General features: G+C 52.1%; 12 protein-coding genes, 8 tRNA genes, 6 rRNA genes and 1 pseudogene. 18 read left to right on the top strand and 9 right to left on the bottom strand.

Features of this window, described 5'->3' with window-relative positions:
- The 14 genes from P4S53_RS22540 to P4S53_RS22475 form a co-directional block, all read left to right on the top strand.
- Positions 1-1,443 (top strand): 16S ribosomal RNA (locus tag P4S53_RS22540); the annotation flags it as partial.
- Between the two features lie 123 nt (positions 1,444-1,566).
- Positions 1,567-1,642: transfer RNA gene (locus tag P4S53_RS22535), tRNA-Glu, on the top strand.
- A gap of 1 nt (position 1,643) precedes the next feature.
- A tRNA-Lys gene (locus P4S53_RS22530) sits at positions 1,644-1,719 on the top strand.
- 29 nt (positions 1,720-1,748) lie between these two features.
- A tRNA-Val gene (locus tag P4S53_RS22525) sits at positions 1,749-1,824 on the top strand.
- Between the two features lie 336 nt (positions 1,825-2,160).
- Positions 2,161-5,050: ribosomal RNA gene (locus P4S53_RS22520) — 23S ribosomal RNA — on the top strand.
- A gap of 240 nt (positions 5,051-5,290) precedes the next feature.
- Positions 5,291-5,406, top strand: a 5S ribosomal RNA gene (gene rrf / locus P4S53_RS22515).
- A 407-nt stretch (positions 5,407-5,813) separates the two neighbouring features.
- A 16S ribosomal RNA gene (locus tag P4S53_RS22510) occupies positions 5,814-7,365 on the top strand.
- A gap of 123 nt (positions 7,366-7,488) precedes the next feature.
- Positions 7,489-7,564, top strand: a tRNA-Glu gene (locus P4S53_RS22505).
- Between the two features lies 1 nt (position 7,565).
- Positions 7,566-7,641, top strand: a tRNA-Lys gene (locus P4S53_RS22500).
- 29 nt (positions 7,642-7,670) lie between these two features.
- Positions 7,671-7,746, top strand: a tRNA-Val gene (locus P4S53_RS22495).
- A 31-nt stretch (positions 7,747-7,777) separates the two neighbouring features.
- Positions 7,778-7,853, top strand: a tRNA-Ala gene (locus P4S53_RS22490).
- A 292-nt stretch (positions 7,854-8,145) separates the two neighbouring features.
- Positions 8,146-11,035 (top strand): 23S ribosomal RNA (locus P4S53_RS22485).
- A 114-nt stretch (positions 11,036-11,149) separates the two neighbouring features.
- A 5S ribosomal RNA gene (gene rrf, locus P4S53_RS22480) occupies positions 11,150-11,265 on the top strand.
- 41 nt (positions 11,266-11,306) lie between these two features.
- Positions 11,307-11,383, top strand: a tRNA-Asp gene (locus tag P4S53_RS22475).
- Positions 11,384-11,688: 305 nt separating this feature from the next.
- Here P4S53_RS22475 and P4S53_RS22470 read toward each other — a convergent pair.
- The 7 genes from P4S53_RS22470 to P4S53_RS22440 form a co-directional block, all read right to left on the bottom strand.
- Complete coding sequence (locus P4S53_RS22470; RefSeq protein WP_337114456.1) at positions 11,689-12,576, bottom strand: TIGR03899 family protein; 888 nt, start codon at positions 12,574-12,576, stop codon at positions 11,689-11,691.
- A 258-nt stretch (positions 12,577-12,834) separates the two neighbouring features.
- The gene (locus tag P4S53_RS22465; RefSeq protein WP_337114455.1) at positions 12,835-13,323 is read right to left on the bottom strand and encodes a DUF3299 domain-containing protein; all 489 of its coding nucleotides are present in this window, start codon (positions 13,321-13,323) and stop codon (positions 12,835-12,837) included.
- A gap of 9 nt (positions 13,324-13,332) precedes the next feature.
- Entirely contained in the window at positions 13,333-14,592 is a 1,260-nt protein-coding gene (locus tag P4S53_RS22460) for an ABC transporter permease (RefSeq protein ID WP_337114454.1), read from the bottom strand.
- On the bottom strand, positions 14,589-15,281 hold the full coding sequence (locus P4S53_RS22455; RefSeq protein WP_337114453.1) for an ABC transporter ATP-binding protein: 693 nt from the start codon (positions 15,279-15,281) through the stop codon (positions 14,589-14,591). The genes P4S53_RS22460 and P4S53_RS22455 overlap by 4 nt, the downstream gene beginning before the upstream one ends.
- A gap of 51 nt (positions 15,282-15,332) precedes the next feature.
- Entirely contained in the window at positions 15,333-15,983 is a 651-nt protein-coding gene (gene zrgA / locus P4S53_RS22450; RefSeq protein ID WP_337114452.1) for a zinc uptake protein ZrgA, read from the bottom strand.
- A 17-nt stretch (positions 15,984-16,000) separates the two neighbouring features.
- Positions 16,001-16,327 carry a hypothetical protein gene (locus tag P4S53_RS22445; protein ID WP_337114451.1) on the bottom strand — a complete coding sequence of 109 codons (327 nt, stop codon included), beginning with the start codon at positions 16,325-16,327 and terminating at the stop codon, positions 16,001-16,003.
- A gap of 67 nt (positions 16,328-16,394) precedes the next feature.
- Positions 16,395-16,952 carry a YtfJ family protein gene (locus tag P4S53_RS22440; RefSeq protein WP_337114450.1) on the bottom strand — a complete coding sequence of 186 codons (558 nt, stop codon included), beginning with the start codon at positions 16,950-16,952 and terminating at the stop codon, positions 16,395-16,397.
- Positions 16,953-17,263: 311 nt separating this feature from the next.
- On the opposite strand from P4S53_RS22440, the pseudogene P4S53_RS22435 reads away from it, so the two are divergent.
- Positions 17,264-17,477, top strand: a pseudogene (locus tag P4S53_RS22435) (DUF1107 domain-containing protein).
- 34 nt (positions 17,478-17,511) lie between these two features.
- Here P4S53_RS22435 and msrA read toward each other — a convergent pair.
- Complete coding sequence (msrA, locus tag P4S53_RS22430) at positions 17,512-18,144, bottom strand: peptide-methionine (S)-S-oxide reductase MsrA (RefSeq protein ID WP_337114449.1); 633 nt, start codon at positions 18,142-18,144, stop codon at positions 17,512-17,514.
- 248 nt (positions 18,145-18,392) lie between these two features.
- Between msrA and tamA the strand changes: the two genes are divergently transcribed.
- From tamA to P4S53_RS22415, 3 genes are read left to right on the top strand one after another with little or no spacing between them, the layout of a single operon-like run.
- Positions 18,393-20,060 (top strand): autotransporter assembly complex protein TamA, encoded by a 1,668-nt coding sequence (gene tamA, locus P4S53_RS22425; RefSeq protein WP_337114448.1) that lies wholly within the window; start codon positions 18,393-18,395, stop codon positions 20,058-20,060.
- Complete coding sequence (gene tamB / locus P4S53_RS22420) at positions 20,057-23,830, top strand: autotransporter assembly complex protein TamB (RefSeq protein WP_337114447.1); 3,774 nt, start codon at positions 20,057-20,059, stop codon at positions 23,828-23,830. The genes tamA and tamB overlap by 4 nt, the downstream gene beginning before the upstream one ends.
- A gap of 17 nt (positions 23,831-23,847) precedes the next feature.
- Complete coding sequence (locus P4S53_RS22415) at positions 23,848-24,207, top strand: gamma-glutamylcyclotransferase family protein (protein ID WP_337114446.1); 360 nt, start codon at positions 23,848-23,850, stop codon at positions 24,205-24,207.
- 63 nt (positions 24,208-24,270) lie between these two features.
- Here P4S53_RS22415 and ppa read toward each other — a convergent pair whose 3' ends face one another.
- Positions 24,271-24,801 carry an inorganic diphosphatase gene (gene ppa / locus P4S53_RS22410; protein WP_027251823.1) on the bottom strand — a complete coding sequence of 177 codons (531 nt, stop codon included), beginning with the start codon at positions 24,799-24,801 and terminating at the stop codon, positions 24,271-24,273.
- Positions 24,802-24,813 lie beyond the last annotated feature (12 nt).

The following is a 24,813-nucleotide window of genomic DNA, read 5'->3' as shown; positions in this document are numbered from 1 at the left end:
GAGCGGCGGACGGGTGAGTAATGCCTGGGAACATGCCTTAGTGTGGGGGATAACCATTGGAAACGATGGCTAATACCGCATAATCTCTACGGAGCAAAGCGGGGGACCTTCGGGCCTCGCGCGCTAAGATTGGCCCAGGTGGGATTAGCTAGTAGGTGGGGTAACGGCTCACCTAGGCGACGATCCCTAGCTGGTCTGAGAGGATGATCAGCCACACTGGAACTGAGACACGGTCCAGACTCCTACGGGAGGCAGCAGTGGGGAATATTGCACAATGGGGGAAACCCTGATGCAGCCATGCCGCGTGTGTGAAGAAGGCCTTCGGGTTGTAAAGCACTTTCAGCAGTGAGGAAGAGTTGGTGTTTAATAGATGCCATCTTTGACGTTAGCTGCAGAAGAAGCACCGGCTAACTCCGTGCCAGCAGCCGCGGTAATACGGAGGGTGCGAGCGTTAATCGGAATTACTGGGCGTAAAGCGCATGCAGGCGGCGTGTTAAGCCAGATGTGAAAGCCCGGGGCTCAACCTCGGAATCGCATTTGGAACTGGCAGGCTAGAGTCTTGTAGAGGGGGGTAGAATTTCAGGTGTAGCGGTGAAATGCGTAGAGATCTGAAGGAATACCGGTGGCGAAGGCGGCCCCCTGGACAAAGACTGACGCTCAGATGCGAAAGCGTGGGGAGCAAACAGGATTAGATACCCTGGTAGTCCACGCCGTAAACGATGTCTACTTGGAGGTTGGTGTCTTGAACACTGGCTTTCGGAGCTAACGCGTTAAGTAGACCGCCTGGGGAGTACGGTCGCAAGATTAAAACTCAAATGAATTGACGGGGGCCCGCACAAGCGGTGGAGCATGTGGTTTAATTCGATGCAACGCGAAGAACCTTACCTACTCTTGACATCCAGAGAACTTTCCAGAGATGGATTGGTGCCTTCGGGAACTCTGAGACAGGTGCTGCATGGCTGTCGTCAGCTCGTGTTGTGAAATGTTGGGTTAAGTCCCGCAACGAGCGCAACCCTTATCCTTGTTTGCCAGCACTTCGGGTGGGAACTCCAGGGAGACTGCCGGTGATAAACCGGAGGAAGGTGGGGACGACGTCAAGTCATCATGGCCCTTACGAGTAGGGCTACACACGTGCTACAATGGCGTATACAGAGGGCGGCAAGCTAGCGATAGTGAGCGAATCCCACAAAGTACGTCGTAGTCCGGATTGGAGTCTGCAACTCGACTCCATGAAGTCGGAATCGCTAGTAATCGTGGATCAGAATGCCACGGTGAATACGTTCCCGGGCCTTGTACACACCGCCCGTCACACCATGGGAGTGGGCTGCACCAGAAGTAGATAGCTTAACCTTCGGGAGGGCGTTTACCACGGTGTGGTTCATGACTGGGGTGAAGTCGTAACAAGGTAGCCCTAGGGGAACCTGGGGCTGGATCACCTCCTTACCTAAAGACTGTGTCACTGACGCAGTGTCCACACAGATTGCCTGGTCGAAATGTAGAGAGCCACTCATGCTGCCCAACAGCATGGGTACGAATTAGCGGAAATGTTTCGCTGACAGAATTAGAGTCCCATTCGTCTAGAGGCCTAGGACACCGCCCTTTCACGGCGGTAACAGGGGTTCGACTCCCCTATGGGACGCCACGGGTCGTTAGCTCAGCTGGTAGAGCAGTTGACTTTTAATCAATTGGTCGCAGGTTCGAATCCTGCACGACCCACCATTCCTGCCACGGGAATGAAAAAATACCGTGGGCGATTAGCTCAGTTGGGAGAGCACCTCCCTTACAAGGAGGGGGTCACTGGTTCGAGCCCGGTATCGCCCACCACTCTCTAAATACTTTCTGCACGGATACGCAGATTCAATAGCTTAATTGTTGTTGGATCGATTCTCTGACGCTGAAAGCCTTTAGAAAGTGGTTATTGAAAGATAATTCACATGCTCTTTAACAATCTGGAAAGCTGACTAGTAAATTCAATCCTAGAGATTGAATACAAACTGTTTCGAGAGAAACAGAGTTCTCAAGCAATACACATTCAAGTGTCTTGTGTTCGTTGTGTTCACTGCGGTGAAGACAACATGAGTCCGGCGAATAAACCAATTGTCTCTTTGTCAGAGACACAACCTTGGTTGTTTGAACATACGAAACCTCTTGGGGTTGTATGGTTAAGTGACTAAGCGTACACGGTGGATGCCTGGGCAGTCAGAGGCGATGAAGGACGTACTAACTTGCGATAAGCGGTGATGAGGCAGTAAGAGCCACTTGAGTCACCGATTTCCGAATGGGGAAACCCAGCTGCATAAGCAGTTATCATCAGGTGAATACATAGCCTGGTGAGGCGAACCGGGGGAACTGAAACATCTAAGTACCCCGAGGAAGAGAAATCAACCGAGATTCCGGCAGTAGCGGCGAGCGAAACCGGATTAGCCCTTAAGCGTTTTTAGTGTCAGGTGAAGGTCCCTGGAAAGGGCCGCGATACAGGGTGACAGCCCCGTAACCGACGATGCTTTAAGCGTGAAAACGAGTAGGACGGGACACGTGTTATCCTGTCTGAACATGGGGGGACCATCCTCCAAGGCTAAATACTCCTGACTGACCGATAGTGAACCAGTACCGTGAGGGAAAGGCGAAAAGAACCCCTGTGAGGGGAGTGAAAAAGAACCTGAAACCGTGTACGTACAAGCAGTAGGAGCACCTTCGTGGTGTGACTGCGTACCTTTTGTATAATGGGTCAGCGACTTAATTTCAGTAGCAAGGTTAACCGTATAGGGGAGCCGTAGGGAAACCGAGTCTTAACTGGGCGTACAGTTGCTGGGATTAGACCCGAAACCAGGTGATCTAGCCATGGGCAGGTTGAAGGTGAGGTAACACTTACTGGAGGACCGAACCGACTAATGTTGAAAAATTAGCGGATGACTTGTGGCTAGGGGTGAAAGGCCAATCAAACCTGGAGATAGCTGGTTCTCCCCGAAAGCTATTTAGGTAGCGCCTCGGACGAATACTACTGGGGGTAGAGCACTGTTAAGGCTAGGGGGTCATCCCGACTTACCAACCCTTTGCAAACTCCGAATACCAGTAAGTACTATCCGGGAGACACACGGCGGGTGCTAACGTCCGTCGTGGAGAGGGAAACAACCCAGACCGCCAGCTAAGGTCCCAAAGTATCACTAAGTGGGAAACGATGTGGGAAGGCTCAGACAGCCAGGATGTTGGCTTAGAAGCAGCCATCATTTAAAGAAAGCGTAATAGCTCACTGGTCGAGTCGGCCTGCGCGGAAGATTTAACGGGGCTAAGTGATACACCGAAGCTGCGGCAATGCGATTTATCGTATTGGGTAGGGGAGCGTTCTGTAAGCGGTTGAAGGTGTGCTGTAAGGCATGCTGGACGTATCAGAAGTGCGAATGCTGACATGAGTAACGACAAAGGGGGTGAAAAACCCCCTCGCCGGAAGACCAAGGGTTCCTGTCCAACGTTAATCGGGGCAGGGTAAGTCGACCCCTAAGGCGAGGCCGAAAGGCGTAGTCGATGGGAAACGGGTTAATATTCCCGTACTGCTTATTATTGCGATGGGGGGACGGAGAAGGCTAGGTGGGCCAGGCGACGGTTGTCCTGGTTCAAGGGTGTAGGCTGCAGAATTAGGCAAATCCGGTTCTGCACTAAGGCTGAGACCCGATGTCGAGTCACTACGGTGATGAAGTCATTGATGCCATGCTTCCGGGAAAAGCCTCTAAGCTTCAGATAATAAGCAATCGTACCCCAAACCGACACAGGTGGTCGGGTAGAGAATACCAAGGCGCTTGAGAGAACTCGGGTGAAGGAACTAGGCAAAATGGTACCGTAACTTCGGGAGAAGGTACGCTCTTGGCGGTGAAGTCCCTCGCGGATGGAGCTGCTGAGAGTCGCAGATACCAGGTGGCTGCAACTGTTTATTAAAAACACAGCACTGTGCAAAATCGAAAGATGACGTATACGGTGTGACGCCTGCCCGGTGCCGGAAGGTTAATTGATGGGGTTATCTTCGGAGAAGCTCTTGATCGAAGCCCCGGTAAACGGCGGCCGTAACTATAACGGTCCTAAGGTAGCGAAATTCCTTGTCGGGTAAGTTCCGACCTGCACGAATGGCGTAATGATGGCCACGCTGTCTCCACCCGAGACTCAGTGAAATTGAAATCGCAGTGAAGATGCTGCGTACCCGCGGCTAGACGGAAAGACCCCGTGAACCTTTACTACAGCTTGGCACTGAACATTGACCCTACATGTGTAGGATAGGTGGGAGGCTTCGAAGCAGGTACGCCAGTATCTGTGGAGCCGTCCTTGAAATACCACCCTTGTCGTGTTGATGTTCTAACGTCGCCCCGTTATCCGGGGTGCGGACAGTGCCTGGTGGGTAGTTTGACTGGGGCGGTCTCCTCCCAAAGCGTAACGGAGGAGCACGAAGGTGGGCTAATCACGGTCGGACATCGTGAGGTTAGTGCAATGGCATAAGCCCGCTTAACTGCGAGAATGACGGTTCGAGCAGGTGCGAAAGCAGGTCATAGTGATCCGGTGGTTCTGAATGGAAGGGCCATCGCTCAACGGATAAAAGGTACTCCGGGGATAACAGGCTGATACCGCCCAAGAGTTCATATCGACGGCGGTGTTTGGCACCTCGATGTCGGCTCATCACATCCTGGGGCTGAAGTCGGTCCCAAGGGTATGGCTGTTCGCCATTTAAAGTGGTACGCGAGCTGGGTTTAGAACGTCGTGAGACAGTTCGGTCCCTATCTGCCGTGGGCGCTGGATGATTGAAGGGAGTTGCTCCTAGTACGAGAGGACCGGAGTGAACGAACCGCTGGTGTTCGGGTTGTGTCGCCAGACGCATTGCCCGGTAGCTAAGTTCGGCATCGATAACCGCTGAAAGCATCTAAGCGGGAAGCGAGCCCTGAGATGAGTCATCCCTGAGGCTTTAAGCCTCCTGAAGGGCTGTTCGAGACTAGAACGTTGATAGGCAGGGTGTGTAAGCGTTGTGAGGCGCTCAGCTAACCTGTACTAATTGCCCGTGAGGCTTAACCATACAACACCCAAGGGGTTTTACGGACTCCATGAGCACTTGAATGTTGTGCTGAGAACACTAGTTACTTTCCAGAATTGTGAAAATATCCCATCTGCTCAGGTAGCGCCGGGATAAAGTTCGATAGCAAGGCAAGTTGTGAGTCGAGAGAGGGAGTTTAGTTCGCTAAATGACCGAACGAGAGAGCAACTTAACGCTGATAGCGGGCTTTATAACCAGCGGGATATTTTCAAACAGAATTTGCTTGGCGACCATAGCGTTGCGGACCCACCTGATCCCATGCCGAACTCAGACGTGAAACGCAGCAGCGCCGATGGTAGTGTGGGGTCTCCCCATGTGAGAGTAGGACATCGCCAGGCTCCCTATTTGAAAAGTCCGTCCGGCGACGGGCTTTTTCTTCGCTCCCGACCTTCGGGTGGGAGCGGAGTCAACACAGAGTTTTTTGCTTTCAGGCCGGGACAGACCGGGATGAAAAAAGATGAAAATTTTGTCTTGACTTGAAACGAGGGAAGCGTATTATACGCGTCCTGACTGGCGGAAGCACACAGTGCTAACGCATTGAAAGTCAACGTTCTTTAACAATTTGACCATGCAATCTGTGTGGGCACTCGACAATGATACAGTCATCAAAGATTTATCAGTGAACTGAGTGACCAATTGGTAGCACTTTTTATAAAAGGGTTACCGGCACAGTCAATTCGTTTCAACTTCGGTTGGAACATCAGTAATCACTGAGCCGCTTTCCTTCGGGAAGGCAACAAAACTTTAATTGAAGAGTTTGATCATGGCTCAGATTGAACGCTGGCGGCAGGCCTAACACATGCAAGTCGAGCGGCAGCGACATCAACAATCCTTCGGGTGCGTTGATGGGCGGCGAGCGGCGGACGGGTGAGTAATGCCTGGGAACATGCCTTAGTGTGGGGGATAACCATTGGAAACGATGGCTAATACCGCATAATCTCTACGGAGCAAAGCGGGGGACCTTCGGGCCTCGCGCGCTAAGATTGGCCCAGGTGGGATTAGCTAGTAGGTGGGGTAACGGCTCACCTAGGCGACGATCCCTAGCTGGTCTGAGAGGATGATCAGCCACACTGGAACTGAGACACGGTCCAGACTCCTACGGGAGGCAGCAGTGGGGAATATTGCACAATGGGGGAAACCCTGATGCAGCCATGCCGCGTGTGTGAAGAAGGCCTTCGGGTTGTAAAGCACTTTCAGCAGTGAGGAAGAGTTGGTGTTTAATAGATGCCATCTTTGACGTTAGCTGCAGAAGAAGCACCGGCTAACTCCGTGCCAGCAGCCGCGGTAATACGGAGGGTGCGAGCGTTAATCGGAATTACTGGGCGTAAAGCGCATGCAGGCGGCGTGTTAAGCCAGATGTGAAAGCCCGGGGCTCAACCTCGGAATCGCATTTGGAACTGGCAGGCTAGAGTCTTGTAGAGGGGGGTAGAATTTCAGGTGTAGCGGTGAAATGCGTAGAGATCTGAAGGAATACCGGTGGCGAAGGCGGCCCCCTGGACAAAGACTGACGCTCAGATGCGAAAGCGTGGGGAGCAAACAGGATTAGATACCCTGGTAGTCCACGCCGTAAACGATGTCTACTTGGAGGTTGGTGTCTTGAACACTGGCTTTCGGAGCTAACGCGTTAAGTAGACCGCCTGGGGAGTACGGTCGCAAGATTAAAACTCAAATGAATTGACGGGGGCCCGCACAAGCGGTGGAGCATGTGGTTTAATTCGATGCAACGCGAAGAACCTTACCTACTCTTGACATCCAGAGAACTTTCCAGAGATGGATTGGTGCCTTCGGGAACTCTGAGACAGGTGCTGCATGGCTGTCGTCAGCTCGTGTTGTGAAATGTTGGGTTAAGTCCCGCAACGAGCGCAACCCTTATCCTTGTTTGCCAGCACTTCGGGTGGGAACTCCAGGGAGACTGCCGGTGATAAACCGGAGGAAGGTGGGGACGACGTCAAGTCATCATGGCCCTTACGAGTAGGGCTACACACGTGCTACAATGGCGTATACAGAGGGCGGCAAGCTAGCGATAGTGAGCGAATCCCACAAAGTACGTCGTAGTCCGGATTGGAGTCTGCAACTCGACTCCATGAAGTCGGAATCGCTAGTAATCGTGGATCAGAATGCCACGGTGAATACGTTCCCGGGCCTTGTACACACCGCCCGTCACACCATGGGAGTGGGCTGCACCAGAAGTAGATAGCTTAACCTTCGGGAGGGCGTTTACCACGGTGTGGTTCATGACTGGGGTGAAGTCGTAACAAGGTAGCCCTAGGGGAACCTGGGGCTGGATCACCTCCTTACCTAAAGACTGTGTCGCTGACGCAGTGTCCACACAGATTGCCTGGTCGAAATGTAGAGAGCCACTCATGCTGCCCAACAGCATGGGTACGAATTAGCGAAGATGTTTCGCTGACAGAATTAGAGTCCCATTCGTCTAGAGGCCTAGGACACCGCCCTTTCACGGCGGTAACAGGGGTTCGACTCCCCTATGGGACGCCACGGGTCGTTAGCTCAGCTGGTAGAGCAGTTGACTTTTAATCAATTGGTCGCAGGTTCGAATCCTGCACGACCCACCATTCCTGCCACGGGAATGTAAAAATACTGTGGGCGATTAGCTCAGTTGGGAGAGCACCTCCCTTACAAGGAGGGGGTCACTGGTTCGAGCCCGGTATCGCCCACCACTCTTTCCTCTGGAAAGAGACCCAGAAAGACGGGGCTATAGCTCAGCTGGGAGAGCGCTTGCATGGCATGCAAGAGGTCGGCGGTTCGATCCCGCCTAGCTCCACCACTCTTTAAGTACATTCCCTTGCACAGGGTGAGTGTGGTTACAAAGTGGTTATCTGTCGATAATTCACATGCTCTTTAACAATCTGGAAAGCTGACTAGTAAATTCAATCCTAGAGATTGAATACAACTGTTTCGAAAGAAACAGAGTTCTCAAGCAATACACATTCAAGTGTCTTGTGTTCGTTGTGTTCACTGCGGTGAAGACAACATGAGTCCGGCGAATAAACCAATTGTCTCTTTGTCAGAGACACAACCTTGGTTGTTTGAACATACGAAACCTCTTGGGGTTGTATGGTTAAGTGACTAAGCGTACACGGTGGATGCCTGGGCAGTCAGAGGCGATGAAGGACGTACTAACTTGCGATAAGCGGTGATGAGGCAGTAAGAGCCACTTGAGTCACCGATTTCCGAATGGGGAAACCCAGCTGCATAAGCAGTTATCATCAGGTGAATACATAGCCTGGTGAGGCGAACCGGGGGAACTGAAACATCTAAGTACCCCGAGGAAGAGAAATCAACCGAGATTCCGGCAGTAGCGGCGAGCGAAACCGGATTAGCCCTTAAGCGTTTTTAGTGTCAGGTGAAGGTCCCTGGAAAGGGCCGCGATACAGGGTGACAGCCCCGTAACCGACGATGCTTTAAGCGTGAAAACGAGTAGGACGGGACACGTGTTATCCTGTCTGAACATGGGGGGACCATCCTCCAAGGCTAAATACTCCTGACTGACCGATAGTGAACCAGTACCGTGAGGGAAAGGCGAAAAGAACCCCTGTGAGGGGAGTGAAAAAGAACCTGAAACCGTGTACGTACAAGCAGTAGGAGCACCTTCGTGGTGTGACTGCGTACCTTTTGTATAATGGGTCAGCGACTTAATTTCAGTAGCAAGGTTAACCGTATAGGGGAGCCGTAGGGAAACCGAGTCTTAACTGGGCGTACAGTTGCTGGGATTAGACCCGAAACCAGGTGATCTAGCCATGGGCAGGTTGAAGGTGAGGTAACACTTACTGGAGGACCGAACCGACTAATGTTGAAAAATTAGCGGATGACTTGTGGCTAGGGGTGAAAGGCCAATCAAACCTGGAGATAGCTGGTTCTCCCCGAAAGCTATTTAGGTAGCGCCTCGGACGAATACTACTGGGGGTAGAGCACTGTTAAGGCTAGGGGGTCATCCCGACTTACCAACCCTTTGCAAACTCCGAATACCAGTAAGTACTATCCGGGAGACACACGGCGGGTGCTAACGTCCGTCGTGGAGAGGGAAACAACCCAGACCGCCAGCTAAGGTCCCAAAGTATCACTAAGTGGGAAACGATGTGGGAAGGCTCAGACAGCCAGGATGTTGGCTTAGAAGCAGCCATCATTTAAAGAAAGCGTAATAGCTCACTGGTCGAGTCGGCCTGCGCGGAAGATTTAACGGGGCTAAGTGATACACCGAAGCTGCGGCAATGCGATTTATCGTATTGGGTAGGGGAGCGTTCTGTAAGCGGTTGAAGGTGTGCTGTAAGGCATGCTGGACGTATCAGAAGTGCGAATGCTGACATGAGTAACGACAAAGGGGGTGAAAAACCCCCTCGCCGGAAGACCAAGGGTTCCTGTCCAACGTTAATCGGGGCAGGGTAAGTCGACCCCTAAGGCGAGGCCGAAAGGCGTAGTCGATGGGAAACGGGTTAATATTCCCGTACTGCTTATTATTGCGATGGGGGGACGGAGAAGGCTAGGTGGGCCAGGCGACGGTTGTCCTGGTTCAAGGGTGTAGGCTGCAGAATTAGGCAAATCCGGTTCTGCACTAAGGCTGAGACCCGATGTCGAGTCACTACGGTGATGAAGTCATTGATGCCATGCTTCCGGGAAAAGCCTCTAAGCTTCAGATAATAAGCAATCGTACCCCAAACCGACACAGGTGGTCGGGTAGAGAATACCAAGGCGCTTGAGAGAACTCGGGTGAAGGAACTAGGCAAAATGGTACCGTAACTTCGGGAGAAGGTACGCTCTTGGCGGTGAAGTCCCTCGCGGATGGAGCTGCTGAGAGTCGCAGATACCAGGTGGCTGCAACTGTTTATTAAAAACACAGCACTGTGCAAAATCGAAAGATGACGTATACGGTGTGACGCCTGCCCGGTGCCGGAAGGTTAATTGATGGGGTTATCTTCGGAGAAGCTCTTGATCGAAGCCCCGGTAAACGGCGGCCGTAACTATAACGGTCCTAAGGTAGCGAAATTCCTTGTCGGGTAAGTTCCGACCTGCACGAATGGCGTAATGATGGCCACGCTGTCTCCACCCGAGACTCAGTGAAATTGAAATCGCAGTGAAGATGCTGCGTACCCGCGGCTAGACGGAAAGACCCCGTGAACCTTTACTACAGCTTGGCACTGAACATTGACCCTACATGTGTAGGATAGGTGGGAGGCTTCGAAGCAGGTACGCCAGTATCTGTGGAGCCGTCCTTGAAATACCACCCTTGTCGTGTTGATGTTCTAACGTCGCCCCGTTATCCGGGGTGCGGACAGTGCCTGGTGGGTAGTTTGACTGGGGCGGTCTCCTCCCAAAGCGTAACGGAGGAGCACGAAGGTGGGCTAATCACGGTCGGACATCGTGAGGTTAGTGCAATGGCATAAGCCCGCTTAACTGCGAGAATGACGGTTCGAGCAGGTGCGAAAGCAGGTCATAGTGATCCGGTGGTTCTGAATGGAAGGGCCATCGCTCAACGGATAAAAGGTACTCCGGGGATAACAGGCTGATACCGCCCAAGAGTTCATATCGACGGCGGTGTTTGGCACCTCGATGTCGGCTCATCACATCCTGGGGCTGAAGTCGGTCCCAAGGGTATGGCTGTTCGCCATTTAAAGTGGTACGCGAGCTGGGTTTAGAACGTCGTGAGACAGTTCGGTCCCTATCTGCCGTGGGCGCTGGATGATTGAAGGGAGTTGCTCCTAGTACGAGAGGACCGGAGTGAACGAACCGCTGGTGTTCGGGTTGTGTCGCCAGACGCATTGCCCGGTAGCTAAGTTCGGCATCGATAACCGCTGAAAGCATCTAAGCGGGAAGCGAGCCCTGAGATGAGTCATCCCTGAGGCTTCAAGCCTCCTGAAGGGCTGTTCGAGACTAGAACGTTGATAGGCAGGGTGTGTAAGCGTTGTGAGGCGCTCAGCTAACCTGTACTAATTGCCCGTGAGGCTTAACCATACAACACCCAAGGGGTTTTACGGACTCCATGAGCACTTGAATGATGTGCTGAGAACACTAGTCAGATTTCCGAGATTGTGATTTATCGCCTGAGGGCGGTAGAGAAAGAATTTGCTTGGCGACCATAGCGTTGCGGACCCACCTGATCCCATGCCGAACTCAGACGTGAAACGCAGCAGCGCCGATGGTAGTGTGGGGTCTCCCCATGTGAGAGTAGGACATCGCCAGGCTTCCTATTTAGAAATCAGAGTCAATCTGGTTTCTGCCGTGTGGAGCGGTAGTTCAGTTGGTTAGAATACCGGCCTGTCACGCCGGGGGTCGCGGGTTCGAGTCCCGTCCGCTCCGCCACTTTTTAAAGAAACCCAGTCAGCAATGGCTGGGTTTTTTGCTATTTGGGTGTGCACAATCTTTGTTTGATCGTCACTGATGCATTGCTTAGGCTGGGCGCCCAAAAAGTGCGCCGCACTTTGGTCGCGGGCCGGAATGCCGGATCATCAAGTCTCGGTCGTGTGCGACCCCAGCCTCCGCCACTGATTAAAGAAACCCAGTCAGCATTGGCTGAGTTGTTTGCTACTTGGTATTTAATCCACCGCTTGTAGACGAAGCCGTCTACCTCACTGCGAGGGGCTGGGTCAGGACTATCAGAAATATCCTCAGATTACAGGATGGTACGTAGATGCCTCACTTGTAACGATAAAATGCTTATTGAGGAGCTCAGTCAGATGAATTTTATATTCTTCATTTCGGTGATTTCCAAGTAGCTGAGCAATCTCCTGGCCGACAGGAGAAAAGCGGTAATATAGCAAGCTTAAGCCATTTTTGGCGGGCTGGATTTGATAATCATTCCCCTGATAATGAAAAGGCAGGGGGATACCATTCTGGAGTTTTCCCGACTCTAATTCAGTATTTAATATCAGCCCCATACCCATTAGCTCCAGCAAATGTGAATACGGTAAGTGGTAGTGTCCCAGATTGAGCCTGTCGATGGATGACTGCTTAAGAAGGAAACCTGAGCGATATTTCAGACCTGTTAGCAGCTTTTTGCTGTTGTCTTGGCCGAAATGGCAGGCTAACAAGCAGGCTCGTCGAAATAACTGAGCGTCACGCTGCGTCATTTGCTGGAAGGTTATCATCGCTTTTAGGGAAACAGAGCCAGGATTAATAATCTCTTGACGAAGGATACGGCTCCATAGTTTCTGCATGGCGGGACTGTAGATATTCTGCGCTATGGTCATGAAATGATGGATCCAATCAGGGTCTGGCTCTCCTGCTGTTTCATCTGAGCAGTTGTCATAACAAAGCCTGAAGATACGCTCTAAGTTCTGCTGCTGGCGCTTCTGTATATTTTGTTGGCGGCTTTCACTGCGTTCTTGTAGCGTTTTATCGTGATCTTCGTCGATCTGAGCATTTACATCATTATGACGGGCGATGGATTGAACCCGAAAGCGGCTACTTTTTATCGCATTCTTTGAATGACTTTTCTTATCCGTGACCGGTACTACATGGCTTGGCTCATGACTGGCCTGACTTTCGGTTTGCATACAAGGTTCGCTCTCAACAGTTATACCTATAGTTTTTACATTTGATCGTAATCTTTGGCAAGAGGCGTGACTTTTATGTTAATAGATGGTTAAATCTATGGGTCGCCCGGTGTGATGAGGCTGTGCTATCAAGGAGGGGCTGATGACGAAAAAATTCAGTAAGCGATTAACAGAAGTGTTGCTATTACTTGGGTATGTCGTGATTTTGGCTTACCTTGCTGCACATGTATAAGATAAGCCAAAAGACAGTAAGGCTATTTATCCGGCATCATCGTATTCTTCAATGAGCGTGCCTTGGAGCAGGTAACCCGTTTCAGCTAACTCGTGCTCTATGGTTTGTACATTTAACTTTCCTACCACATAGACAACATCCCAGAGTTGCTGAACTGGTGCGCCTTTAGGAAATTTTACGTAAACAATCTGATTGGGTGGCGGCGGCGGCACATGAATGCATGCGCCAAAGTAAGGCACCAGTAAAAACTCGGTGATCGTATTTTCGTCCCCTTCCAAAGGGATGACAAAGCCGGGAATTCTGACTGTACTGCCATCCAACTCTGGACGGACAGACCCCATACGTTTTTGCAAAGCGGCCTGATTGTTTTCATGATCGACGAAAGGCATACCTTGCTGGTCAAATAGCTGGCGTTCTTTTTTCGGGATCAGATCAATCCAGTCGAGGGTGAGCGTTTCTTGTGCGCTGGCCACGAAAGGCAGCCAGCAATACAGCAGAATGACAACAAGCTTCATGTTTTCTCCTTAAATCCGAATGGTCATGCCATCGGCGAGTGACAGTCTATACGCACGGAATGCAGGGATCAGGCTGGTCAGCATACCTGCGCTTAAAATCATTCCCATCAGCAGCCATTCATAGGAACTGGGCGCCTGGACTGGCAGATAGAGCCCGAATGTATCCAGCAGCCAATTGTGACTCAGAAATAATCCACCATAAAGTGTCACCATGCCTGCCAGAATGCCTGTCAGAGTGAGGGCTGTGGTTTCAACAAAAAGTAGTCCCGCTATCCAGCCGGGGCGGGCGCCGGTTGCGCGCAGAATTGCCATTTCTCTTCGTCTTTCATTCAGACTGGTCAGTAAGCTCGATAACATTCCCAGTAAGCCAGCAATGACTACAAACACCGAAACGACCATGAGGGCCTGCTCTGCGACAGACATCATTCCCCACAGTTCGTGAAGGGCAACGCCTGGCATGATGGCGCTTAACGGTTCATCAGGGAAGGTATTGATGTAGCGCTGCAGGGCAAATGTCTGAATTTTGGAGTTCAATCCCAAAAGAACGGCAGTGATCTGTTGGGGCTGAAAGGTTTGCTGGCTCAGGATCGCTGCATCCGGAGTGTGACCTAAGTTTGCGCCTGATTCCCAACCGACATGAATCGCTTCGATGGCTGCCAGAGTAACATGCACGCTGCGATCAACCGGTGTCCCTGTAGGTGCCAGAATTCCTGTGACAGTAAAAGGCAGGTTGTCGTGGCGCGTGAATTTTTTATCACTGATACCATGGGCAATAATGATTTTATCGCCAATCTGATACCCGAGCTTTCGAGCGACTTCTGCCCCAATCACAGTGTCGAACAAAGATTGAAAGCTGCTGCCTAGCCGGAAGGCCAGGTGCTGTTTCTGACCATATTGGTAATATCTGAAGTAGTCTTCATTCGTGCCAATCACCCGAAATCCGCGATGTGAATCGCCAAGTGAGATCGGAATAGCCCATTGAACGGCTTTGTGTGCTTTTAAAGTCTGGAAACTCTGCCAGTCGATGTTATTGGTGGCGTTGCCGATACGAAAGACAGAGTACAGCAACAGATTTACCTGGCCTGAACGCGCACCCACGATGAGGTCGGTTCCCGAGATGGTATGTGCAAAACTGGCTTTGGCCTGTGTCCGGACTTTTTCCACACCCAGCAGTAAGGTTGTCGAAATGGCGATGGTCAGCACGGTCAGAATGGCCGTCGTCTTTCGATTCCGCAAACTTTGCCAGGCAAGGAGCATCAATGTTTTCATGTCTGCTTCTCCGACTCGCATTGGTTAAGATCTTTGAGGTTCAAGATGCGATCGAACCCGTTGGTCAGGGTTGGGTCGTGACTGACGAAAAGCAGACTGGCGCCGGCCTGTTCACATTCGTCCATCAAGAGTTGGATAAAGTGATTGCGATTGTCGTGATCCAGCGCTGAGGTTGGCTCATCGGCGATGAGTAATGCCGGGCGCCCTATCAGCGCGCGCGCAGCAGCCACACGCTGCTGTTGTCCGATGCTGAGCTGAGTCACCTGACGGGACAGGCAGGACTCTGGTAACTGTAAGGACCTCAGGAGTCGCTTTGCTTCTTGTTCAGGATTGTTCGTTTTCTTTTTTCGGAGCGCTGAAAAGCGGCAGGGTAACAAGACATTGTCTATCACGGAAAGATAAGGCAGCAGATTGAACTGCTGAAAAATATAACCCACATGGTCGGCCCGGCGACGATCCCGCTTGGATGCAGAAAGAGTGCTGAAGGACTCACCCAGAAGCCGGATATCACCATGTAAGGGTTGATGAATGCCTGCCATTAAGCTGAGTAAGGTTGATTTTCCGCTGCCGCTTGGCCCCTGAAGAAAGACTTTTTCGCCCTGAGACAATGAGAAAGAGGCGATCTTGATGATATCGTCAGTCTGATCCGGCCAGCGAAAGCGTACCTGATCGAATTGGATTACTGTCATGCTGCTCTCCTAAAAAGGGAGCGATTGCTCCCTTTTTTGAGTCATTCTGATTTAGAAACGAAATTCGGTCTGACTGGCCGTAAGCGTTGCGGCTTGTTGTCCTTGTGCTGTAATCGCTTGCAATTGAATTTTCTCTGTTGCCGGGAACTGAGCGAACCACTTGAGCGTCAGTGTGTTGAGCTTGTCGATGGTATCGCAGTGATAGGTATACTGAATACTGAATTCACCATGCTCACCATGCTCACCATGCTCACCATGCTCACCATGCTCATCATGCTCGCTGTGCTTCTCATGGTCATGGTGATCGTGCTCATCATGATCGTGATCACTGTGTTTTTCATGGTCATGATCATGGCTATGGGTTTCAGCGTGCTCTGAAAGGGTATGTGAAACATGGCGTTCATGCAGCTGACATCCTGCTGCGGCATTTAAAGCCAGCAGGTTGTCAGGGCGATTCAGTTTCAGAATGGCGTCTTTCAGCACTTGTTGCTCCGCTTCTGTTTCCGGCGGATGTTCAAATCCGATGACATCCGCAGCGGGTGCGGTGAACTCTAACAGCAGATCGTTGCCGTCCTGCGCCATATTCAGTTCAACCTGACCATGAACATGTGCTTCATGTTGTGTGTATGCCCAGGCCGGAGCGGCGCAGGTAGCAGCAGAAATCAGCAGCCAGCTGGCTGCACGGAAATGTTGAGTTGGCATGTGTTACTCCCAAAAAATTAAACTGTGAAATCAGGGTGGAACGGGTGGGAGAACACAGGCGGATCCCGGGCAGACGCTTGGGCATTGAGCCAGTCGGAAAGGGGGTGTCGATATCGGGTCACCGGGTGAGCGACAGGACGAATGACAGGAAGCTCTATCTGCGGCGGTGGCAAATCATTGGAAACAGCATGGTGACAGGGGCAGTCCTGCTCAGAATGTTGTGGCTGAGTGAGCGCATCGAGTTTGTGAAGCACCTGAAGGGGAAATGTCAGAATGAACAGGCTGAAGCATAGCGCCAGAAGCCCTTGATGCCATAACTGGTTGAGCGGGTTACGCACCTTCAAGTCGCTGCCCTCACACAAAAAGAAAGGATGTAATGATATATTATTACATCCTTTCCGGGAAGGCAGATTACAGCAAAGACTGAATTTTTGACATGGCCTGATCAATGTCACTGCGGCTTAGTTCGCCTTCTTTCACAAACACCACCTGACCTGCAGGATCCAGCACGATAATGGCAGAGCTTTCTTCTTTCAGCTCCCAGCGGGAACGAACCTGACCTTTGGCATCCAGGACAATCGATGACCAGGCAAACTCTTTTTTGCTGTCTTCTGCTGAGGATTTCACGAAACCGCCGGTGCCCCAAATCGCATCATCCTGATTGATGATGGTGGTGGTCTGGTACTTATCATGAGGCAGATTAGCGGACTTGATGGTTTCGATAAAAGGGGCATTGAGCTCTTTGGCTGAGCTTCGTCCGGCAATGGCTTGAATCACCCGGACTTTACCGCTTAGCTGGCTGGTTTGCCAAGGCTGATAGACAACATCGTTGCCTTGCAGAATCAGCTCACCTTGATCAGTTACGCTGGTACTGGGTAAAGGCTGACCGACTGTCAGATTATGGGCATGAGCCGGTAACGTGAGTGCGGGTAGCAATGCGCAAAGTGATAGCAGTGACTTCATGTTCATGAGTGTTATTCCTTGTTTAGGGTTGTGCTGCCTTATAGTAGTGGAGTTTTGGATAACTGGTAGAACCAGTTTGTTATCCTTGAAGCGTATCACTGTTTTCGCTTGTCAGTTACCAGAAATGTGAGGGGTGAAATACCGTGCTGGCAAAGAAATTGAGCAGGCTCAGGAGTCATGTCCTAAAGTTGGGCGTGGCTGCCGTGTCGCATGAAGAACAAAAAATACAACTGGCAGGCGTTTTGCATATTTTTGACACAAGCAAGGCAACTTTTTTGTCTATTAAGGGTCACAGGTTCTGAGTGTTGAGGGACATTATGCTGAAAATATTTAAACAATATCGTCCAAACCAGATTGCACGTTATGTGAAAAGTTACTTTCGGGGCCGGCTGTTTATCGTAGGTATCGGAGCTTTCGAGTTTGACTGCGGACGTTTACTCCCCCGTCAGCCGTAATAAAAAAGCATTGAGTGTATTGTCGGAGGTGAATAAAGAAATCCAGGTGCTGGCCGCCGCCACTTATAGCAGCTAGCGCCAGAGAACGGGCCTGACGCTGGCTGAGAGATTTACTGCGGGGGCATGCAAACCCCGGTTCCGCCCAGACCGCAATAGCCCTGTGGATTCTTCTCCAGATACTGCTGGTGGTAATCTTCAGCGTAGTAAAACGCTGCGGCAGGTAAGATTTCAGTGGTGATAGTAGCAACTCGTTGATCGGCCTGCAGGGCCGACTGGTACCTTTGCTTGCTGCTTTCTGCCTGAGCCTGTTGCTCCTGGCTGGTGGTATAGATGACAGAGCGATACTGGGTACCAATGTCATTACCCTGACGCATGCCCTGTGTTGGGTCATGACTTTCCCAAAACTGAGCAAGCAGTTGCTCCAGTGTGGTTTGTGCCGGATCAAAAATCACGCGAACCACTTCAGTATGGCCCGTCTGTCCGGTACAGACTTCCTGGTAGGTCGGATTGGGAGTAAAGCCGCCACTGTAGCCTACCGCCGTGTTGATGACGCCAGGTTGTTTCCAGAACAGACGTTCTGCACCCCAGAAACATCCCATCCCCAGCACGATTTCTTCCATACCTTCAGGTACAGCAGCATCGATTCGGGTGCCAAAAATGGCGTGAGTTTCAGAGGGAGTCACTGGCGTTGAACGGCCAGGCAGGGCTGCTTCCGGAGAGATTATCTGCTGTTTATCCATCACACTGTTTTCCTAATTGCACTGTTAATAAGCCTGAAAGTAGAGGATTCACAGCTGACAATCAATAGGTGCGTAATCCTGCTTATGTGCAGCGCTAATTTTCTTTCGTGCGTAAAGGTTGGCACTTCGCTCAGCTCTTGTCACAATAAAGTATGCGCGTAATCTAATAACATTCTAATAAGTGAAGACAAATAAGAATGATAATCTTGTTTCGGCGCTGCTTGTTAGCAGCCGTCGCTTTAATGGTAACCATGCCAGCTTTGGCAGAGACAGAACTTAATATTGTCGGGCTGAAAGGCAGCCTGAAGAAAAATGTGGATATTTATGTTGCTGCCATTCCGAAGGAAGATTACAGCACCTCTTTGCGCTTCAAAGGCCAGGTCGAGAAGGAAATCCGTACCGCGCTGAAAGCGCTGGGGCGCTATCAGCCTGATATCGTTTTTAGTGTTGAAGAAGACGGCGAGGACAGCACCCTGACGGTCACGGTTGATGCTGGTCCGAGTACCAAAATTGCCAGAAGTGATATTCAGATCAAGGGCGAAGCGGCGGATGATCTGGATTTCTTCGTTCTCAAACGCGACAGTGATTTAGAGCTGGGCCGAACCCTGAACCACGGCAAGTACGATGCATTCAAATCCAGCCTGGAGAGCCTGGCGTTGCGCAAAGGCTATTTCGATGCCGAGCTGAAAACCAGCCGGCTGGAAGTGGCACCTGGCCGTAATCAGGCGTTTATTCAAATCGAGTTTGATTCGGGAAAACGGTACACGTACGGCGATATCCTTATCACCGGCAGCCAGATCAATGAAACCAAAGTCCGTTCGTTAGCCCCGTTTGAGGAAGGGGACTATTATCTGGTCTCGCAAGTGGGGGAGTTCAATCAGCGTCTGTCGACGGTAGGCTGGTTCTCTTCCATTTTTGTCGGTGGGGATGTGAGCAACCTGCAGGATAATGAGGTGCCGATTCAGGTTAATCTCAGGCCGGAAGTGAGAAATAAAATCGAAACCGGTATCGGTTATTCGACGGATGTTGGTGCGCGATTAAAATTTAACTGGCGTAAGCCCTGGATAAACAGTGAAGGTCACAGCCTGGATGTTCGCACTGAGATTTCTAAGGTCCAGCCGAAAGTGGAAGCAACGTATAAAATTCCGCTCGACAATGTGCTGGATGATTACTACCAGCTTATCGGGGCGATCCGTTATGTGGATAACCACGACACTATCAGTACCGAGTACCATCTTGGCGTTGAACGGCACTGGAACTTTGATCGGGTCTGGGATGGTGTTGCTTCCGTGCGTTTATTGTATGAGGACTACAATCAGGGCGCTTTTGAGACAGGCTCCGCCTTTATGGTGATTCCCGGGGTCAGTATTGACCGTACCCGCTTGCGTGGTGGCAGTTGGCCGACCTGGGGAGACAAGCAACTGCTGAAACTGGAATACTCCGACCCTGCCCTGGGTTCTGATACCCGTCTGGCCAAACTGCGCGGACGCAGTGCCTGGATTCGCACCTTTGCTGAAGATCACCGGGGCCTGGCCCGTCTGGACGCCGGGGCCATCTGGGCAGAAAAAGTAGAAGACATCCCGCCGTCCATGCGCTTTTTTATCGGTGGCGATAGCAGCTTGCGTGGTTACAGCTATGAATCTATTTCACCCCGGGACAGTGAAGGCCAGCAGATTGGTGGTGAGTTTATGCTGGCGTCCACGCTGGAATATCAGTACCGGCTGACAGGCAACTGGTGGGGGGCTCTGTTTTACGATTACGGTTCGTCCTGGACAGACAGCCCGGACTGGCAGGCTGGCGCGGGGGTGGGCATACGCTGGGCATCGCCGGTCGGCCCGATACGGCTCGACTTTGCCTGGGGGCTGGATAAGCCTGCTGATCGTTTCCAAATCCACTTCGTGCTGGGGCCTGAATTATGATCGGGTTGAAGAGATTGATGATTGGCCTGCTGACGTTTGTGTTGCTGCTGACACTGGCGCTCTGGGCGCTGCTATATACCCATGCCGGGGTTCGCCTCGCCCTGTGGGGAGCCCAGAAAGCGGTTCCTGCATTCACAGTGCAAGGCAGCACAGGTGCTCTGCTGAAAGGATTTACACTCAGTGGTGTCCACTACAAGGATGATTTGCTGGCGCTCAATAGCGACAGTCTTACCCTGGCTATCAATGATGATTGTCTGCCGATTCCGGCCCTTTGCGTGCGAGAGCTGAGCCTGAGTGGTTTGACGTTCTCCATGCCTGAATTACCGCCAGGCGCACCGGAGGAAGAAGAACCGGGTGAGCCACTGACAGAAATCGCTTTGCCTGTCCCAGTTCGGCTGGATCGTTTGACGTTGAATGACATCGACCTGAATATTCTGGGTAATCATGTGCGCTGGCAGCATTTCAGTTCAGCAGCCCAGATGCAGGGCAGCCACTTGACCCTGAAACCCACCGACTGGGAAGGCATAGTGCTGAACCTGGCGCCGCCGGCCGAGCAAGAGATTCAGGCACAGACGGAAGAGCAGGCCGAACAAGTTGCCGAGGCTTATAGCCAGGAAAAGCGTGAGCGCATCGTACTGCCTGAGGTGGTGCTGCCGCTGAAAATCACTGTGGAGCGCTTTACCGTAAAAGACTTTCTGCTGGAAGGCGCAACGCCGCAGAAAGTGAATGAACTGGAGTTGATCGCAGAAGCAGAAAAAAGCAGCGTGACGCTGACCCGCTTGTTTGTCGATGTGCCGCAAGCCACACTGGATGCCGAAGGGGAAGCTGAATTAAGTGGTGAGTACCCACTTACATTGAAGGCGAAATCTGACATTGCGCTGGAACCGGTGCAGGGACACCATATCAATCTCTCAGCGTCAGGCTCATTGCAGCAATTGGTGCTGGATGCGGCGCTCAGTGGGAAGCTGGATGCCAGGGTGACGGGAAAACTGTCTCCGCTGGATGCCGATTTGCCTTTTGACTTTAAGGTGGTGAGCAGTCACTTACAGTGGCCGCTTGATGACAAGCCTGATTTTGTTGCCAAAGAGACGGTTCTCAATGCCAAAGGGAACTTAGACAGCTTTACCTTTGATGCCGCAACCAAAGCGGACGGCGAGCCTATGCCGGCCGTCGATGTCAGCCTGAAGGGAACCGGATCTCTGACTGAGGTTGTCCTGGAAAGTCTGACCGTCAATAGCCTGGGTGGTCAGGTTACGGGCAACGCTCAGGCGAGCTGGGCTAAAACCGTCAGCTGGCAGGGCAACCTCTCATTTCGCGATATTCAGCCTGGACTGGAATGGCCCGAAGCAGACGGCAAGTTGAGCGGCAAGCTCAGTACCTCAGGCGGATTAACGGCAACAGGTGGCTGGTTTGTTAAATTGCCCGAACTGAATGTGGATGGTGAGGTGATCGGTCAGCCTTTTACGCTGGCAGGTCAGCTTGATGCCCAGGATGTGAGCGGTAAAGGGGATCTGGAGCTGGTAACGCAAGGTCTGGTGCTGAAGCACGGGCCGAATGGGCTGAATGCAAAAGGGAGCCTGAAGCAAACCTGGGATCTGTCCGCATTGGTCAATGCGCCCGATCTTGCGCAGTCAGTGCCTGGTTTACGCGGCAGGGTAAATGGCGATTTGCGATTAAGTGGCACGCTGGCCGAGCCAACAATCGATCTGAACTTAGTGGGGCAGGCACTGGGCTGGCAGGATCTGGCCCAGCTAAAAAGCCTGAACCTGACCGGCCGGGTGACGCCACTGCCTGCCCTGACGGCAGATATTAAGCTGAGCGCCAGAGAAGGCAGCTACCAGGATGCGGCCAAGCTGGAAGCCTTAGATATCACCTTTCAGGGAACCGAAGCCCAGCACACGCTGCGAGTGGATCTGAGTGGTGAACCTGTCAGTACATCTCTGGCTTTGCAAGGCAGCCTGGACAGACAGCAAGGTTGGCAGGGGATGCTGCAACGCGGCAATCTCGAAACGCCGGTTGGTCCGTGGCGGCTGAATCAGCCCACGGCGCTTGCATATAGCTTGAGTAAGCAGAGCGTCTCCGTCGCACCGCATTGCTGGCAGCAACAAGACGCTTCTGTGTGTCTGACTCAGCCGTTGGATGCCGGTGCGAGTGGTCAGGCGAGTCTGGCTATCAATCAACTCGGCTTTTCCATCCTGCAGCCGTTCCTGCCACCAGAGATAAAACTGGATGGTGAAGCCAATGCCACTGTCAACGCCGCCTGGTCGCCGCAACAAACGCCTGTGTTACAGGCTCAAGTGATCCTGCCTGCGGGCGGATTCAGACAACAGGCGGCGGCGGATCAGCCACCGCTGGCACTTGGCTGGGATAAAATTACCCTCAATGCTGATATGCGCAATGACGAGCTCACGGCAGACTGGCTGGTGGCGGTAAAAGATAACGGGGATTTGTCAGGCAACGCCCGAATTACCCAGTTATCAGGTGAACAGCAAATCGATGCCAAAGTGAAACTGGATACGTTCCGGCTGGATTTTCTGCAACCTCTGGTCGCTGATTACGACATTTTTAAAGGCCGGGTGGACGCAGATTTGCATTTAACCGGACCGATTATGCAGCCTCAGGTGAACGGTGTATTTAAGGTCTCTGAGCTGAAAGCGATCGGCAGAAAAGTCCCGCTGGATCTTGAACGGGGCGAGATCGTCGCTACTTTCAGTGGCTACAGCGCCATACTGCGCGGCAAACTGGATACCCCGGATGGGCGTCTGGTGCTGCAAGGGGATGCGAATTGGGCCGATATGGCGAACTGGAGTACTAATCTGAAGGTGAACGGGCGTGAACTTGAAGTGAATGTCCCGCCTATGATTGCCATGAAGGTCTCGCCTAACCTGAAGATCAGTGCTGCTCCTCAGGTGGCTGAAATCAGCGGCACAGTGTCCATTCCATGGGGCCGGATCACGGTAGACCGCCTGCCGGAATCTGCGGTCCAGGTTTCTGATGATGAAATCCTGCTGACCGATGATCTCAAGCCGGTGGATACCGGAAACAAAGTGCCTTTTGCTATCAAAACCAACGTGATGGTCAAGATTGGTCCGGATGTGCGTCTATCGGCCTTCGGTCTGGATGCCGGGCTGTCAGGGAATCTGAAAGTCAATCAGCAGGACAAAGCCCCGCTCGTCTATGGCGAAATCCGGGTTGATGACGGTACTTACCGGGCCTTTGGCCAGGAGCTGGTGATCCGGAAAGGCCAGATCACCTTCAATGGGCCAGCGGATCAGCCTTATTTGTCGGTGGAAGCGATCCGGAATCCGAACAATATTGAAGACGATGTGACAGCCGGTATTCGGGTCACAGGCCCAGCCGATGAGCCCAAGGTGGACATTTTCTCTGATCCGGCCATGCCGCAACAGAATGCGCTGTCATACGTGTTACGTGGCCGGGATCTCGACAGTGAATCGCCGGAAGGGGGCGGTGCGATGACTACGGCGCTGATCAGCATGGGGTTGTCACGCAGCAGCCAGTTGGTCGGTAATGTCGGTGAGGCATTCGGGATTCAGGATTTGGCGCTTGATACCGCGGGTGCCGGCGATGACTCTCAGGTCACGATTAGCGGTTATGTCTACCCTGGGCTGCAGGTAAAATACGGCGTGGGTATCTTTAGCCCTATCGGTGAGTTTACCGTCAGGTACAAGCTGCTGCAGGATTTGTATATCGAAGCGGTATCGGGGCTCGACAGTGCCGTCGATTTACTGTATCAGTTTGAGTTTAACTAATAAGGATGTTGTCAGCAGTGTACACACGGGTTTTTGTTTACGGCAGTTTGCGCCGCGGCCAGTCTAATCATGGGCTGCTGTCCCGGGCCTGTTATCTGGGAGAGTGCCAGCTGGCAGGTTACGCCATGTATGATCTCGGACCTTACCCTGCTGCGATAAAGCAGCCTGGGTCTGAGGGCGTGCTGTTTGGCGAAGTGTATGACGTGGATGCCGACACTTTCCGCGAACTCGATATCCTTGAAGGGCTGGGAGAGGAATATTGCCGCGAGCAAGTGGATACGCCTTTCGGACTGGCTTGGATCTATCTCTACCTGCAGCCGCTTGAGCGTGCCTTGCTGATCCCGCGGGGAGACTGGTCGCGCTGGTCTTCACTGTGATGGCTTCGCCCACAAAAAACGCTCCCTCGGGAGCGTTTTTTACTGGACGACAATCACGCCGGATTATTTTTCCTGAGCGCGCTTGTAAGATTCCAGGATTTCAGCTTTAGCTGCTTCAACGTCAGCCCAGCCGTCAACTTTTACCCACTTGCCAGATTCCAGCTCTTTGTAGCGCTCGAAGAAATGCGTGATTTGCGCTTTCAGCAGTTCAGGCAGATCGTTCACATCTTTGATGTGGTCGTATTCTTTGGTCAGCTTGCTGTGCGGTACAGCAACCACTTTCGCATCTTCACCTGACTCATCAGTCATCTTCAGAACACCAACCGGACGACAACGGATCACAGCACCTGGGTGCAGCGGATATGGGGTCGGAACCAGAACGTCAACCGGGTCACCGTCCAGAGACAGCGTGTGGTTCACATAACCATAGTTGCATGGGTAGAACATAGGCGCAGACATGAAACGGTCTACGAATACCGCGCCAGAGTCTTTATCGACTTCGTATTTGATTGGATCAGCGTTTGCCGGGATCTCGATGACAACGTAGATGTCTTCTGGCAGTTCTTTACCTGCAGGGACGTTGTTCAGGCTCATGATGAATTCCTT

It is taken from the genome of Photobacterium sp. Hal280, from assembly GCF_037162255.1.
GTDB lineage: Bacteria > Pseudomonadota > Gammaproteobacteria > Enterobacterales > Vibrionaceae > Photobacterium.
This window is presented reverse-complemented; position numbering and strand designations above follow the sequence as displayed.